Source organism: Labrenzia sp. VG12 (assembly GCF_002237595.1).
Classification (GTDB): domain Bacteria; phylum Pseudomonadota; class Alphaproteobacteria; order Rhizobiales; family Stappiaceae; genus Roseibium.
In genome coordinates, this window is sequence record NZ_CP022529.1 from 5,717,638 (window position 1) to 5,732,763 (window position 15,126).

A 15,126-nucleotide genomic window follows, 5' to 3' on the forward strand; every position below is an offset into this window, starting at 1 on the left:
ATGCGCCAAATTGGCAGGGGTGGCTGCGAAAACGCGTTCCAGGCAGAATTTGTCCAACTAAATTAGGAGTTGGACATGCATTTTGTGTGCAACTTTTCAAGAAATCGTCATTAGTCACCCGTTTGGGTGATGCGCCACGTTCGGAACTACCTTAAGGGAAGGGTGTGGTCGATGGGGCCACGTGCACAGTGATCAACTTGGGGTCGTATTTCGCGGCCCCATTTTTTTGTCTGCTCACATGTGCGACATGCTGGAACGTGGCCTGTTTGCAGGTGGTTTCGAGGAGCCGGCCACGAGCCCAAATTGACCTAGAACAACTGAGCGAGCCGGTGAACGAGTTTTGCCAGCTGGAGTTGCGTGTTGTTTCCCGTCTTTTCATAGATGCGACGAAGATGGGTTTTGGCCGTGTTCCGGGTGATGCCGAGATCCTCGACGGTTGCGTTCATCGACCCTGTCACGGTGAGATGTCGCGCAAGATGCGCTTCGGACTGAGACAGGTCGAAGTGATCCTGCAGACATTTTTCAACGTCCTTGGGCACGTCCCTGGTTTCGGAAAGCCTGAGAATGAACAGGGGGGGCGAGAACCGGTCCGAGGAAGGCGGTGTTGGATAGACCGTCTTGATCAAGATCCGTTTGAGCAAACCATCCGGTCCGGCGACGCAGAGAGCACGCTGAGGATACTTGCCGACACCAGGAACGGGTCTGTCCGGCGTGTGCCGGTTTGCAACGGCCAGTTCCAGGAGCGCAGCATCCAACTGCTTGTTCTTGACGAGAAGTTTCTGGCGCTGCTGCGTGGCCGCATCGGCGCGCCTGAGCGCTTCAAGGCAGGTTGGCGTCTGGGCGAGGATGTCCCTGTCTGAATTGATCAGCACGGCGGGACTGTCGCTCGCCGACAGAAGGACGCGATTGAATTGGCTGTTCTGCCGTTGCTGCTCCAGTTGAAAATGCAGGTTCAAGCCTGGCGCAAGGGCCTTCACGATCTCCCGAAACGTTTCTCTGGCAAGGGCGACGTCAATGGTCTGCGGATGATGCGACGTGAACAGGCAGCCGAAAAGAATGGTGGATCGGTCTGTCCGCCAAATGGGGGAGACCAGCCCAGGTGCGCGGCGCAGTTTTTTGAGCTGATCCTCAACATTCTGGCCGTTTGCATTCGCAGAAGTCTCTTCAGTCAACGTCGACTGATGCGCGGCAGGCTCTGATACCTCTGTGTTGCCGGTATGGGTCCGGTCAAGTGACGTTTTGCAATACGGGAAAAACAGTGACGCCTCGGACAAAAGAAACTGAAGCGCACTGGGGCCATCTTCCGTTTCAATCTGCTCAAGCAATCCACCAAGGTCCTGGGCAGAGCGCTGGCCACCGAAGTGAGGCAATGCGGCGCCATTTCCGTCAAAGGCAGCCAGGAAGGACCTGCATTCCAATGCCTTGTCTATGAATGCCAGTACCTGGGGCCAACCTTCGGTTTGGGAGGAGCACTCAAGAACCCGCATAAGTAGTTTTGCTTGGTCTGTTTCACTGAGTGCTGGCATAGTTTGCATTGTCTACTAATTATTACATAAATGCCTCTTTAGACTGTCAATATTACTAGCAATTTATCGCTTTCTTGGCAATAGTAGCGGTATTTTTTCATTTATTGCTTAAGTTAAGGCGAACGCGAGGCTGTCCAGCGTCGGGCGTAACAACAAGGCTCTGGTTGAGGGGCGAAACGGCGCCAACCGCTGCGCTGTACGGGCAGGCAGCGGTGTTGAAGCCTGCGGCAACGCTATTGCGGGTCCAGGGCTTCCGTGCCGCTGGCGTCGCCGTTTTGGCCCAACTGGATCTTTTCCACCTTCGCCTCTGCGGATTTCAGCAGGGTGTCGCAATGCTTGCGCAGCGCGTCGCCGCGCTCATACATCTCGATGCTGCGTTCCAGCGGCACGTTACCCTGCTCCAGTTCGCGCACGATCGTCTCCAGCTGCTTGAGAGCCTCTTCAAAGGAGAGCGCGGAAATGTCGTTCGCTGCATCGGCCATCGGTGTGGGTTCCGTTCGTGTTCGCATCCAGTGATCCTGCAGCAAACTTGCGGGCGCAGCAGCTGAGGTCAAGGTGTCAAATGTCTTTCAGGGCGATCATCCACGTGGATTTGAGCAACGGGCAGGCTCACTGGGAAGGGGCAAGACGCGCATGAAGACCTGCCGCCTGAGCCGGGTCAGCCTGTCATCAAGGTCATGACATGGGCTGCCGTTGACCGCGCCAGGCCTTCCAGATCGTACCCGCCTTCCAGCACAGAAATCAGATGTCCGTCGCTGTGTTTGTCGGCAACATCCATCAATGCCCGTGTCGCCCAGGCGAAGTCGGCTTCGAGCAGGTTGAGGCCGCCGAGAGGGTCCCGGGCATGCGCGTCGAACCCGGCGGAAATGATCACCAGTTCCGGGGCGAATGTGTTCAGGCGTGGCAGGATCACAACGTCAAATGCCTCCTTGAACCCGGCGCCGTCCTCGCCCGGCGGCAGGGGGACATTGACGATTGTATTGGCATCTCCCGTTTCGGACGCCGCACCCGACCCTGGATAGAGTGGCATCTGGTGGGTGGAGCAATACATCACCGTCGGATCGTCCCAGAAAATGTCCTGCGTGCCGTTGCCGTGATGCACGTCGAAATCGATGATCGCGACGCGTTCCAGTCCGTATTTGGCCTGCGCATAACGGGCAGCTACTGCAACGTTGTTGAAGAAGCAGAAGCCCATTGCCCGGTCCTTTTCCGCATGGTGTCCCGGCGGCCGGGAGGCGGAAAAGGCGTTGTTCACCTTGTCGGTCAGAACTTCATCGACAGCACGGCAGGCCCCGCCGACACCGCGCAGGGCAGCCTCCCAGGTGCCCGGTGACATGGTGGTGTCCGCATCGACCCTGGCCGTTCCCTCCTGGGGGGCCAGCCGGTGCAGCATGTCGACATAGCTCATCGGATGTGCGCGCGCGATGTCCTCCACCGCTCCCATGGGCGCCATGTCCCGCTCAACCGGCTGAAACTTCTCGTGTTCCAAGATCCGGTCGATGGCGCGAATTCTGTCCGGGCGCTCGGGATGGCCGACGGGCGTCAGATGATCGAGATAGGACGGGTGATTCAGGATCAGGGTAGACAAGGAGGCGTTTCCGGAAGGTCAGAATTGTTTTGAGCATCTGACCGGTTGCCATAGGGACTGTCAATTGCCGAAAGGGATATTGCAACGCTGTTGGGGGGCGGTGGAAATCCGGGTTCTGAAATGCATGTATTGATAAAAGTGCGTATAATAGAATCAAATAAAAAATTTGACCAAGTAATCAAAATTTTAGTTTGTTCGGGTTTTACTCTGCGTGCAAAGCGTGTTCCAGCAGGGGTAAAACATGAAAAATCTCTCCTTTATTGCGGTCGGTGTTCTCGCGGTTGTTGCAGCCGGAACCGCAAAGGCCGATGACATCAAGATCCTGGCGGGTAACCTGCCGCCGATGTTCCTGGACGGCGGCAAGGGGCGCGAGGCCGAGATCATCTCCGCCGTGATGGAAAAATGCGGTCATTCGGTTTCCTTCGAAATTCAGCCCTTCACCCGTCACTGGGAAACCTACAAGTAAGGTGAAGGTGATGCCGTTGCGACCGTTCCTCAGGGCATGCCGATCGACGGCACGGCAAGCGACGTTTACATCCATTACCAGAACGGGGTCTCGTTCTTGACAGACAGTGGCGCCAGCTACACCGGTCTTGGCGATCTTGCCGGCAAGAAGGTGATCGGGTTCAAGGGCGCGGAAAGCATCATTCCGGGTCTTGCCGACCACACCGGTTCCTTCGGTGACTATCGCGAAGTGACCGACCAGATCACGCAAAGCCGGTCGCTGTTTGGTGGACGTGTCGATGCCATCATCGGCGACGGTATGCTGTTTGCCGAATACAATCAGCAACTGCGCGGCCAGAGTGACCTGCGCTTCGATCCGAACCAGTCGGTTACCTTCAAGGCGGTGTTCGACTCCAGTCCTTACACCATGGCGTTCCGCAATGCGGCGCACGCGGCTGACTTCAATCGCTGCTTCAAGGAACTGGATGCGGACGGCACGATTTCCAGGATCAATACGGCCTGGGTCGACAAGTATCGCGACAGCCTCGGCGAATCCTATCTGGGATACTGAAGGAAAAACGCCCAAAAAAAGGGCCGGCTGATAAGCCGGCCCGCTACGAGGTGCGAGCACCGCAATGCCCGAGGGGAGGTCCGCTGCATCTCAAATCTGAGTTTTAATCTATGTGATTCCAGTAAGGGAATGCGAGCTTTTTACCGTAATCCTTTTGGTACATGGTGTTGATAAGTTTGAAGTCGCCGCAGATTTCCCGGTGTCTATTGTATGATTTGCTTAACCAAAATCCGGTTTCGGGTGCGTGTATTGTTTGTCCGTTAAAACGGAAACTTGTCCAGGCTGAAACTTTATTTCAGGCGGTCATGCTTCACTTGAAAAGTCAGAACCGGCGCATGACCTGCTGATTTTTCTGGCTTTTTGTTTGGGTGATGAAGAAATGGTCAGTTCCCTGAGGGAAGGCCGATTTCAAGTCAGCGGAACGATGACCTGATAGCGTGTCACGGACGGGGGGCCGCGGCGCGGCGGAGCCTGTCGTTGATCGCTTCACCCAATCCAAAGTTGGGGATAATTTGTGCGCGAATGACGGCAGCCCCGTGCGCATCAAGCCATCGCAGGGCTTGAAACAGATTCGCGGCTGCTTCTGCCAAGTCACCGGTCGGGCTCAGGTTGAACTCTGCACGAGCTGCCTCGGCACCGGGCAAGGAGGTCGGGCCGAAGGACAACAGACCGTCTTCCGGAGACGCTTCTGCAGCCTCAAGGATGAGACGCGCATTGGGTGCGTAGTGCGAGGTCAGCATGCCGGGGGCAGTAGGGGCATCCGGCTGCGTGGACGTGTCCCGCGTTGCCAGTTCCGTTCCAAGAACCTGCTCAATGTCCTCCCGGGTCAGTCCACCGGGCCGCAAAAGGCGAGGTTGGTCATCGATCAACCCGACAATCGTCGATTCAATGCCGACTGTGCAGGGGCCGGCATCAATCACATAGCTCAGGGACGGTTCCAGGTCGGCAATGACATCCTCGGCACGGGTCGGACTGATCCGCCCGGATGTATTGGCGCTTGGTGCGGCCAGGGGGCGTCCGGTCTTCTCCGCCAGGAACCGCATGACAGGGCCCTTCGGCACGCGCAGGGCGACAGTTTCAAGGCCGGCTGTTGCCAGGTCCGAGATCGGCGACCCTTTTTTTTTCGGAACCACCAGTGTCAGCGGACCCGGCCAGAAGGCCCTCGCAAGTTTCAGGGCCCGATCATCAAACTCGCCATGGTCCATTGCACTTTCCAGCGAAGGCACATGCGATATCAGCGGGTTGAACTGCGGTCGGCCCTTGGCCTGAAAGATCCTGGCGCAGGCTTTGCCATCGGTGGCATCCGCCGCCAGCCCGTAGACGGTCTCGGTCGGAATCGCGACAAGGTCTCCTGCCAGCAGGGCGGTGCAGACCGCATCCGCTTCCGGCGCGCTCTTCCAGTCAGGGCTGTCGATGTCGAGTGTCCAACGTTGCATGTCGCAAGGCTCGTCCTGCAGGTTCCGGCGACCTGACCAAAAAGACGATGACCTGCCGCAGCGATACGGGTTGACGTTAACGTCAACTGGTCTATTGTCCTGTCAACTCGCTGTCGATAGCGCCTTTTGCGGAGAAGCCGGGCTTCCGTCAAGCTTTGAGCCGCGAAAACAATCAAATGCCGGACGAGTGGAGCCGGCAGGTTTGGGAGGACCTGAATGTATCGAGCCCCGGTCGATGAGATTGCCTTCACGCTGAAACATGTCTGCGGATTGGGTGATCTGCAGCAGAATGCCCGCTTCGCCGACCTTGGCGATGATCTGGTCGATGCCATTTTGACGGAAGCCGGCCGCTTTGCAGCTGAAGAGATTGCTCCCCTCAACAAGGTTGCCGATACGCATGGCACGCCGCTTGAAAATGGTGAGGTCTCGACGCCTCCGGGCTGGCGCGATGCCTATCATGCCTGGATCGAGGGCGGCTGGAACGGGCTGACCGCCGATCCGGAAGCAGGGGGACAGGGCCTGCCGCAAATGTTGTCGGCCGCCGCGCTGGAAATGTGGAACTCCGGATCGATGGCCTTTGCCATCGGTCCGACCCTGACCATCGGCGCTGTCGAGGCGATGGAAAAACACGCCTCCGAGGAGCTCAAGGCCAAATACCTGGAAAAACTGGTTACAGGCGAATGGATGGGCACCATGAACCTGACCGAGCCGCAGGCAGGCTCGGACCTTAACGCCCTGAAGGCCAAAGCCGAGCGCCGGGACGACGGCACCTACCGCATTTTCGGCCAGAAGATCTTCATCACCTATGGTGACCATGACCTGACCGACAACATCATCCATATGGTTTTGGCGCGGCTGCCGGATGCCCCTCCCGGAACCAGGGGCATTTCCCTGTTCCTGGTGCCGAAGTTCCTGGTCAACGACGACGGGTCCCTGGGTGAACGCAACGACGTCAAGGTTGCCGGTGTCGAGCACAAGATGGGCATTCACGGCTCGCCGACCTGCACCATGGTCTATGGCGACGAGGACGGTGCCATCGGCTGGCTGGTCGGCGAGGAGAACCGCGGTCTTGCCTGCATGTTCACCATGATGAACAACGCCCGGCTGGCCGTCGGCATTCAGGGCCTCGGGGTGGCCGAGCGTGCCTATCAGCATGCGCTCGCCTATGCCGTTGAGCGCAAGCAGGGCAGGGCACCTGGTGACACCGGCGAAGGCATGAGCCCGATTGCCCGTCATCCGGATATCAAGCGCATGCTGCTGGGCATGAAGTCGCGCACACAGGTTGCCCGGGCAATCTGCTACGCCTGCGCCCATGCGATCGACATGGCCAATGTCGCCGAAGATGCCGAGAGCAGGACGTTCTGGAGCGAGCGCGCCAGCCTGCTGACACCGATTGCCAAGGCCCTGTCGACAGATTTTGGCGTCGAAGTGGCGTCACTTGGTGTCCAGATCCATGGTGGCATGGGCTTCATCGAGGAGACCGGCGCTGCCCAGCATCTGCGCGATGCCCGTATTGCGCCGATCTATGAAGGTACCAATGGCATCCAGTCCATCGACCTGGTCATGCGCAAGCTGCCGCTGTCCGGTGGTGAGCACATCAAGGGCTTCATTCAGGAACTGAAGGAGATTGCAGACGAAGTGTCTGCCTCCAATCGACCGGAATTCGGAGCGACGGCCGAACGGCTGGCCGCCAGCATTCAGGATCTCACTGAAGCGACCGACTATATGCTGAGCGCTCAGGCCGACGGCCGGGTTGCGGATGCCTTGTCGGGTGCGACCCCCTACCTGCGCGTGGCGGGGCTGGCACTCGGTGGCGCCCTTCTGGCCAGGGGCGCGCTGCGGTCCTCTGAAGAACCGGCCGTGCGGCTGTCGGAGCGTACGCTTCTGGCGCGCAGCTTCTGCGAGACCACCCTCGGCGAAACATCGGGTCTGAAATCGGACATCCTCCTGTCGGCCGCGGCCATTCAGGATTTTGATCCGGAAGCCCTGGCCTCCTGAGCGCTTCCCTGGAGTAACAGATGATAAGAACATCCATTGAGGACGGCGTCCGGACCCTGCGTCTGGACCGGCCGGAGAAGAAGAATGCCCTGACGGGTGACATGTACAACGCGCTCGCCGACGCACTGGAAACCGGCAATGGCGACGACGCAATCCGCTGCCAGCTGATTTGCGGTCAGCCCGAGGTCTTTACGGCCGGCAACGACATCGGCGATTTCCTGCAATATGCCGGCAAGGTTGCCATCGACGAAACGCCGGTCGTGCGGTTTCTGCGGGCGCTGGTGCGCAATGAAAAGCCGCTGGTGGCTTCCATCGATGGCCTGGCCATCGGGGTCGGCACGACCTTGCTGATGCATTGCGACATGGTCTTTGCCAGCCCGCGCTCGCTGATCCGCTCGCCCTTTGTCGATCTCGGACTGGTGCCCGAAGCCGGGTCCAGCCTGCTTGGTCCGCAACTGATGGGCCACGCCAGGGCGTTTGAACTGCTCTGTCTCGGCAATGGCTTTTCCGCGGAAAAGGCAGCTGGCTGCGGTCTGGTCAACGAGGTCGTCGAGGACGATGTCGATGCTGCGGCGTTCGCCTGTGCAAAGGACATTGCGGCAAAACCGCCTCAGGCCATGGCCCTGTCGCGCAAACTGCTGCGCGGGGACACCTCGGTTTTGTCGGACCGGGTGGAAGAGGAAATCAGGATCTTCGCCGGCCGCCTGACGGCACCGGAAACCATCGCCGCTTTCCAGGCCTTCATGATGAAGAAGAAGGCTTGAGGGCAGCACGCCACCTCTCCGTTGTCATCCCCGTGAAGGCGGGGGGCCAGTAGTCGCCGGCGACGGGAATGGGATGAAGCAATTGCCACGGCCTTGAGGCATCGACGCAGAAACAGGACCGCCTTCGAGCGAAATCCAGGAGGAACCATCATGTCCCTGAAGGGAAAAACACTTTTCATCACCGGCGCGTCACGCGGGATTGGCAAGGAAATCGCGCTGCGCGCGGCCCGGGACGGTGCCAACATTGCCGTTGCTGCAAAAACCGCGGAACCGCATCCGAAACTGGAAGGCACGATCTTCACCGCCGCCGAAGAGATCGAGGCCGCGGGCGGCAAGGCGCTGCCGGTCGTGCTGGACGTGCGTGACGACGAAGCCGTCAAGAAAGCCATCGACAGGACGGCAGCCGAATTCGGTGGTCTGGACATCCTGGTCAACAACGCCAGCGCCATTCAGCTGACACCCTTGCAGCAGACCGACATGAAGCGCTTCGATCTGATGCACCAGATCAACACGCGCGGCACGCTTGCCTGTTCCAAACACGCGATCGAGCATCTGAAAAACGCGGACAATCCGCACATCCTGATGCTGTCGCCACCGCTCGACATGCAGGAGAAATGGTTCGCACCGTTCACACCCTATTCCATCGCAAAATACGGCATGAGCCTGGTGGTTCTGGGACTTGCAGGCGAGCTCAGGTCCAAGGGCATAGCGGTCAATGCACTGTGGCCGCGCACGACCATCGCGACGGCCGCGATCAAGAACATCATCGGAGGCGACAAGATGATGCAGCAGAGCCGGACGCCGGAAATTCTCGCCGATGCCGCCTACGAGATCTTCACCTCGCCCTCGAAGGACTTCACGGGTCAATTCGTCATTGACGACACGTTCCTGGCAAGCCGTGGCGTGACCGATTTCGACAAGTACCGGGTCGATCCGAGCCTGGCGCTGGCACCGGACTTCTTCGTGCCAGACGACAGCGAAGCGCCCTGCGACCTTGGTCCGGTCAAGAGCTGAGACGATCGTTGATCCGGCTGAACGGGCTTGCAATGTCCAGCCCGTTCAGGCAGTTTGCCGGTGCCGACGAGGGCGGCAACCGGATCCGCGGAAAGCGAAAGCACCCTGACACCTGACGACATATGCCGGTTTTTCACCTGCGCCCGATACCAGCGGATCACCCGGGCATCTGAACCAGGAGAAAAGCCATGTCCAACGGACCTGCATCTTCCATCGATCCCTATAAGAACGCGGCGCGCCGCTTGCGCAAATCGCATGCCAAGGGCGAGGCTGAAGCCCTTGCGCGCGTTGCCGCCCATGTTCCTTCAGACAAGGCACTGAGACATGCAGACTTTCTGCATGTGATTGCCCGCGAGGCGGGCCATGACAGTTGGCCGAAACTGAAGTTCGCGCTGGAAAGCGCGGCCATGAGCCGGGTAGAGCGGGCCGAACGGCTGAAGATGGCGCTCTATTTCGGCCAGCACTGGGCCACCGAAAAACTTCTTGCCGCGGACCCGGCGCTGAAGGACGACAATCTCGGCCTGCAGATCGCTCTCTATGATCTGGCCGCGGTCAAATCCGCGCTTGAGTCCGAGCCGAATGCGGCGCTCAGCAAAATCGGCGTGCGCACGCCCATTCTGCATCTCGCCTTTTCCAAGGAAATTCATCGCAGTCCGGAGAGGCAGGGCGACATGCTCGCCATCGCCGAGCTGCTGCGCACGGGCGGCGCGGATGTGAATGACGGCTACGCCACCGAACCGGGCTCTGAACACAAGGTCTCTGCGCTCTATGGTGCCCTGTGCCATGCCGACAATCCTGTTCTCGGCGAGTGGCTGCTGGAGAATGGCGCGGATCCGAACGACAATGAAAGTCTCTACCACAGCACGGAACTGTCCGGCACGGCCGCACTCAAGCTGCTCTTGAAACATGGCGCCAGGCCCGATGGTACCAACGCGCTCGCCCGCGCCCTGGATTTTCGCGAAGAGGACAAGGTACGCCTGCTGCTGGAAGCCGGTGCAGACCCGGACGAAGCGGTCCGGGATCACCCGAGCGGCCAGCCGATCGAAACAGTCCCGGCTTTGCACCAGGCCGCACGCCGCTGGTGTCCGGCTCCGCTGGCTGAGCTTCTCCTGGATCATGGCGCGGACCCGAAACGGGTCTGGAAGGGTCATACGCCCTACGCAACAGCCAGGATCTTCGGCAACGTGGACGTGGCAGCCCTTCTGGAACAACGGGGCGCAGCAACACCCTTAAGCGAGACGGAAAAAGGTCTGGCCGATTGCGCGATGGGAAAGACCCCCGCCGCACCGTTCGACCTGGCGACCTTGCCGGAGGAAGACCAGCTCCTGTTGACCCGCATTGTGTTTCAGGAGGACCGTCTGGACCATCTGAAGGCGCTCGTCGAGGCAGGACTTGATCCGAACAGGACGGATGAAATGGGACTGCCTCCGATCCATGCCGCTGGCTGGGCCGGCTTGCCGGAGGCGGTCGCCTATCTGCTGACCCTCAAACCGGACCTGACCTGGAAGAACGCCTTTGGCGGGGACGCTCTGGACACCGTGCTGCACGGCTCTGAACACCGGCTGGACAAGGACGAGCGGGACCACATCACCTGTGCTCGGTTGCTGCTGGAAGCCGGCAGCGAGCTCTATCCGCACTTCATCACCGGCTGCGGTAACGAGGACATGGTGCAGTTTCTGGAGGACTGGCAACAGAGCCACCTCTGACCTCTGACCTCTGACCTCGGATCAAGGGCTGAGAACCGGGGTCTGCTCTGGTTCTCAGCCTTTGGGGCCGACGCAGGCCTTGTTGCTGGCCAAGTACCCTCAACCGCTGTTAGAACTTCCCGCAGGGTTTATTTTGCCAAGGACGGAGGGGTCTTCATGGAAAGTGCAATGGACCAGGTAAGTGTCTGGATGCCACTGCTGATCAATGCGGTGAAAGCTGTCATCGTTCTGGTGATCGGCTGGTTCCTCGCCGGTTTTTTCTCGGCACTTGTCAAGAAACGCATCGTCAGCCACCCGCAGATTGACGACACGATCGGTGGGTTTGCCGCGTCGATCGTGCGTTGGCTGATCCTTCTGGTCACCGTGATTGCCATTCTCCAGCTCTTCGGCATCCAGGCAACCAGTCTTGTTGCCGTGCTCGGCGCCGGTACGCTGGCCATCGGCCTGGCCTTGCAAGGCACGCTCAGCGATGTTGCCGCCGGGGTCATGCTGATCATTTTCCGGCCCTACAAGATCGGCCAGTTTGTCGACATCGGCGGCACGTCAGGAACGGTGAAGGACGTCAATATCTTCGTGACGGAACTGGTGACGCCGGACAACGTCCAGATCATCATGCCCAACGGCAAGGCCTGGGGCACGGTGGTGACCAATTTTTCGGCCCACGCCACCCGCCGCCTCGATCTGACTTTCGGCATCGATTATGGCGATGATGCCGACAAGGCGATCCAGATCATCCTGGATGTGGCCGGTGCGGACAGCCGTGTTCACAAGGATCCGGAGCCCTGGGTACGCGTGACCAATCTTGGCGACAGTTCCGTCGATCTCGGCGTGCGCCTGTGGTGTGAGGCCGGCGATTACTGGGAGCTGAAGTTCCACATGCTCAAGGCCGTCAAGGAAGCCTTTGACGCGGGCGGTATCTCCATTCCCTATCCGCATCAGGTGGAAATCCAGAAGGCGGGGTGAGCCAGAGACAGAGTCCGCCACCTTTCCCGGCGGCGGATTCCTTGTGTCGTTTCCGCGAAAACAGGGGCCCTGGACGCGTCATCTATTGCCAGGGCAAATTCCCGAGAGGCCGGGACGCGGCACCGCTCTGTGCCTGGCTAGGATAACAAGCTGAAGAGCTGCGGGCATGGCCACTCGGTGGCTCTTGCCCGCCGCGACGCCTCTCGTGCGTCTCAGACTTTCTCAGGTTCCTTTGGCATGACGCCATCCGGCAGTTCGGAACCACCTTCCGGGGTGTTATCATCACTGGAAACAGGGGAGGAACTGGCTGGTGCTGCTGCGTCCGATGACTGCGGCGCGCCAGTATCCGCTTTCGCATCCTCCGTCGCCTGGCCTGCCTCGGCCTGCTGACCGGTCTCGGAGGAGGCCTCTTCCAATGGCGTGCCTGCCTCGTCTTCCGGAGTGTGGGCATTGACGTCCGGCTGCACGGCGTCTGCTTCAGAGGCAGCTGCCGTTCGAACGTCAGCCTGAACCTCGGAAAACACCGGGACCACGGGATCCTCGATGTCTTCCGGGTCGTCGTCGGTATTCATCAGTTGCCGCTTCTGTGCCAGCGACACGACATGGTCCCGCAGGTCCTGGTGCTCGGCCATCAGTGCCTTGAAATCCTGGGCCTTCAGACTGAGCAACTGGCAATAGCCGAGCGCCACCACGTCGGCACTGCGCCGGCCGCCGGTCATCAGGGCAATTTCGCCGAACACGTCGCCGCGACCGAGCCGGACATTGTGGGTCGGTGCCTGCACTTCAACCGCGCCGGAGGCAATGAAATAGGCTGCATCGCCCCGGTCGCCCTTGCGGATCAGCTTCTCGCCGGGGGTTGCGAATTGCGGTCGCATCATGCGGCGGATCGCCTTTTGCTGCTTGCGCGGCAGGTCGGCAAAAAGCGGATGAGCGCTGACCAGCTCCCGCGTCTTGAGACCGAGATCCAGTTTCGGCCGGGTATGACACTCGCGGCGGGTGCGCTCGACATCGCGCAAGAGATCGCGATGCAGCTCGGTGCCGATCAGCATCTGCGCCTTGGCCTCGTCATAGGCGGTCTCTTCAAGCCGCACCCCTGCCTTACGCAGGAACTGGCCCTCCAGGGCATCCGCGTAATCAGGATATTGCAGGCGCAGAGCATCGATTGCGGCCAGGGTCTCGTCCTGGCGCAGGGTCAGTGTGTCCTGCAGAATGTCGGCAACGCGGTCGCCGAGCAGCGGCCTGATCCGCCGGTTGTTGAAGACGATCAGCTCGTCGGCGAGAATGCGGTAGACCAGCAGGAATTCGAACCGGTCGGCCAGCTGGATGGCCAATGGCCGTGCAATCCGTAGGCGACGTTGCAGCGACTGGGCCAGGCGGAAGCCGAAGCCGAATTTGAGCGGTTGGCGGGTGGCCCTCTTATAGCCAGACCGGCCGTCGCTGCGCGCCAGATCTCCTGACCGCCCTGTCAGCGTGAGGAACCGGGAGACGGAGCGTCCGGAAATTGTCTTTTCGTGAAAATGCTCCAGAACCAGTTGCTGTTCCCGGTCGGCCAGCGCAATCAGGCCGATGCGCACACGGTCCCAGTCCGTCAGTTCATCCAGCTTGTTGGTCTGGGCTGCGGCTGCTGCCCGGTCTTCGTAATCCTTGAGAACAGGTCCCGAAACATCGGGGCCAATATGATAGCTGCTGGCGGCGGATTCCAGCTCGTGCCGGATGTCCGTCAGGGACAGCGACAGGTATTGCGTCCTGAGTGCCTCGTCTCTTGCATTCAGCTGGTCGAGCTTGAGCAGCCGGATCAGCGGTTTCAGGCTGGTTCCGTAGACCAGCAGGGTGAAGAGCACAAAGCCGGTGGAAAGCTTGGTGACAAAGCCGGAGACTTCCGACGACAGCAGGGCATGTTCTGAAACGGAGAGGGCAAGCGTCAGCGTCACGGCGCCGCGCATTCCGCCCCACAGCATCACCGTCTTGTATTTGGAATTGACCGACTGCCCCACCTTTAAAACGCTCAGGACCGGCAACAGGCCGAAGATCACGACGGCGCGTGCTGCGAGCGCAGCGATGATCACGACCAGGAGCAGGAGAATATCGACCGGAGAGAATCCTTCGACAAAACGCGGGATCAGGATGGCGGACAGAAGGAAGATCAGCGAGGCGGCCCAGAAGGAAATCTGCTCCCAGACCGCGTGCAGAAACTGCCAGGCGGAGGGCTGGATCCTTGCCAGTCCGTAGAAATTGAAAACGGTGCCGGCGCAGACAACCGCAACGACGGCGGAAACGTCCACAAACTGGTCGCTGAGCACATAGGTGCCGTAGGGCAGCGCCAGGCTGAGCGTGACCTGGGCGAGTGGCAGATCGCGCATCAGCGGCAGCAGGCTGACGGTCACCCTGCCGAGCACGGCCCCGACCAGGATGCCGCCCGCAAAGGACCGGCAAAAGGCAATCAACGCCTCGTCCACCTGCAAGGTGCTCTGACCTGTCAGCATGTGCAGCAGGATGACGAAAATCACGATCGCGGCAGCGTCGTTCAGAAGGCTTTCACCTTCCACGATCCGGGCAAGCCGGGCCGGCGCGCCGATGTCCCGGAAGATGGCAACAACAGCGACCGGGTCTGTCGTTGCCACGATCGCCCCGAGCAACAGGCAGGCGATCAGGCCGATGTCGTGCAGCGAAAACAGCAGGGCAAGCGGGTAAAGCCCGAAACCGATAAAGGCAGTGGCCACGAAAACGGCCACCACGGCCATGACCAGAATGGGTGCAATATCCTCCATGATCCGGCGTACATCCAGCGTCAGGGCGGTCTGGAACAGCAGGATCGGCAGGAAGATGTAAAGGATCATCTCCGAGTCGAGCGGTGGATTGATGAAGACGTCGGCAATGGAATTGAACGCGTCGGTCTCCGCCGAATAGCGCAGATAGATCGCCAGAATGCCGATCAGCGTGCCAACGGTTGCCAACAGCACGCTCGGCGCAAGCCCCAGCCGTCTGGCAAGGGGCTGCAGCAGCGAAATCGTGATCAGCAGCAGCGCAAAAGCGCCTGTTATCAAAGGTGTTTCCATCGCGCCATGGTGCACTGCGATTGCGGCAATTTCAAATTGGTGGGTCTTCGTTCTGACAGC

The 15,126-nt window shown here is 60.0% G+C and carries 12 protein-coding genes; 7 read left to right on the top strand and 5 right to left on the bottom strand.

The annotated features are described in order from the left end of the window. Positions 1 to 308: 308 nt before the first annotated feature. From CHH27_RS26405 to CHH27_RS26415, 3 genes are all read right to left on the bottom strand, one after another. Positions 309 to 1,418 (bottom strand): helix-turn-helix transcriptional regulator, encoded by a 1,110-nt coding sequence (locus tag CHH27_RS26405; RefSeq protein ID WP_094074248.1) that lies wholly within the window; start codon positions 1,416 to 1,418, stop codon positions 309 to 311. A gap of 341 nt (positions 1,419 to 1,759) precedes the next feature. Further along, positions 1,760 to 2,008: an exodeoxyribonuclease VII small subunit gene (locus tag CHH27_RS26410; RefSeq protein ID WP_094075030.1), complete on the bottom strand. Its 249-nt coding sequence runs from the start codon at positions 2,006 to 2,008 to the stop codon at positions 1,760 to 1,762. A 176-nt stretch (positions 2,009 to 2,184) separates the two neighbouring features. Continuing rightward, a complete protein-coding gene (locus CHH27_RS26415; RefSeq protein WP_198338307.1) occupies positions 2,185 to 3,114 on the bottom strand; it encodes a histone deacetylase family protein in 930 nt (309 codons plus the stop codon). A 241-nt stretch (positions 3,115 to 3,355) separates the two neighbouring features. Here CHH27_RS26415 and CHH27_RS28170 point away from each other — a divergent pair, with 241 nt between their 5' ends. Both CHH27_RS28170 and CHH27_RS26420 read left to right on the top strand, forming a co-directional pair. Continuing rightward, complete coding sequence (locus CHH27_RS28170; RefSeq protein WP_208988386.1) at positions 3,356 to 3,580, top strand: hypothetical protein; 225 nt, start codon at positions 3,356 to 3,358, stop codon at positions 3,578 to 3,580. Positions 3,581 to 3,616: 36 nt separating this feature from the next. Continuing rightward, positions 3,617 to 4,129 (top strand): ABC transporter substrate-binding protein, encoded by a 513-nt coding sequence (locus CHH27_RS26420; RefSeq protein WP_208988387.1) that lies wholly within the window; start codon positions 3,617 to 3,619, stop codon positions 4,127 to 4,129. A gap of 440 nt (positions 4,130 to 4,569) precedes the next feature. On the opposite strand, the gene CHH27_RS26425 is transcribed toward CHH27_RS26420, so the two are convergent. After that, positions 4,570 to 5,565: an L-threonylcarbamoyladenylate synthase gene (locus tag CHH27_RS26425; RefSeq protein ID WP_094074249.1), complete on the bottom strand. Its 996-nt coding sequence runs from the start codon at positions 5,563 to 5,565 to the stop codon at positions 4,570 to 4,572. A gap of 216 nt (positions 5,566 to 5,781) precedes the next feature. Between CHH27_RS26425 and CHH27_RS26430 the strand changes: the two genes are divergently transcribed. From CHH27_RS26430 to CHH27_RS26450, 5 genes are all read left to right on the top strand, one after another. Beyond that, positions 5,782 to 7,563: an acyl-CoA dehydrogenase gene (locus CHH27_RS26430; RefSeq protein WP_094074250.1), complete on the top strand. Its 1,782-nt coding sequence runs from the start codon at positions 5,782 to 5,784 to the stop codon at positions 7,561 to 7,563. A gap of 20 nt (positions 7,564 to 7,583) precedes the next feature. Further along, entirely contained in the window at positions 7,584 to 8,327 is a 744-nt protein-coding gene (locus CHH27_RS26435) for a crotonase/enoyl-CoA hydratase family protein (protein ID WP_094074251.1), read from the top strand. Between the two features lie 150 nt (positions 8,328 to 8,477). Beyond that, a complete protein-coding gene (locus tag CHH27_RS26440; RefSeq protein ID WP_094074252.1) occupies positions 8,478 to 9,341 on the top strand; it encodes an NAD(P)-dependent oxidoreductase in 864 nt (287 codons plus the stop codon). Between the two features lie 188 nt (positions 9,342 to 9,529). Then, complete coding sequence (locus CHH27_RS26445; RefSeq protein ID WP_094074253.1) at positions 9,530 to 11,047, top strand: ankyrin repeat domain-containing protein; 1,518 nt, start codon at positions 9,530 to 9,532, stop codon at positions 11,045 to 11,047. A gap of 168 nt (positions 11,048 to 11,215) precedes the next feature. Next, positions 11,216 to 12,010, top strand: a complete 795-nt coding sequence (locus CHH27_RS26450) for a mechanosensitive ion channel family protein (RefSeq protein WP_208988388.1) — start codon at positions 11,216 to 11,218, stop codon at positions 12,008 to 12,010. Between the two features lie 212 nt (positions 12,011 to 12,222). Here the strand turns inward: CHH27_RS26450 and CHH27_RS26455 are convergent, their stop codons facing one another. Beyond that, entirely contained in the window at positions 12,223 to 15,054 is a 2,832-nt protein-coding gene (locus CHH27_RS26455) for a cation:proton antiporter (protein ID WP_208988389.1), read from the bottom strand. Positions 15,055 to 15,126: the final 72 nt, after the last annotated feature.

Bases quoted from the DNA above. Each gene is read 5' to 3' on its own strand.
- CHH27_RS26410 (WP_094075030.1), bottom strand. From the start codon at position 2,008: ATGGCCGATGCAGCGAACGACATTTCCGCGCTCTCCTTTGAAGAGGCT.
- CHH27_RS28170 (WP_208988386.1), top strand. From the start codon at position 3,356: ATGAAAAATCTCTCCTTTATTGCGGTCGGTGTTCTCGCGGTTGTTGCA.
- CHH27_RS26420 (WP_208988387.1), top strand. From the start codon at position 3,617: ATGCCGATCGACGGCACGGCAAGCGACGTTTACATCCATTACCAGAAC.
- CHH27_RS26425 (WP_094074249.1), bottom strand. From the start codon at position 5,565: ATGCAACGTTGGACACTCGACATCGACAGCCCTGACTGGAAGAGCGCG.
- CHH27_RS26430 (WP_094074250.1), top strand. From the start codon at position 5,782: ATGTATCGAGCCCCGGTCGATGAGATTGCCTTCACGCTGAAACATGTC.
- CHH27_RS26435 (WP_094074251.1), top strand. From the start codon at position 7,584: ATGATAAGAACATCCATTGAGGACGGCGTCCGGACCCTGCGTCTGGAC.
- CHH27_RS26440 (WP_094074252.1), top strand. From the start codon at position 8,478: ATGTCCCTGAAGGGAAAAACACTTTTCATCACCGGCGCGTCACGCGGG.
- CHH27_RS26445 (WP_094074253.1), top strand. From the start codon at position 9,530: ATGTCCAACGGACCTGCATCTTCCATCGATCCCTATAAGAACGCGGCG.
- CHH27_RS26450 (WP_208988388.1), top strand. From the start codon at position 11,216: ATGGACCAGGTAAGTGTCTGGATGCCACTGCTGATCAATGCGGTGAAA.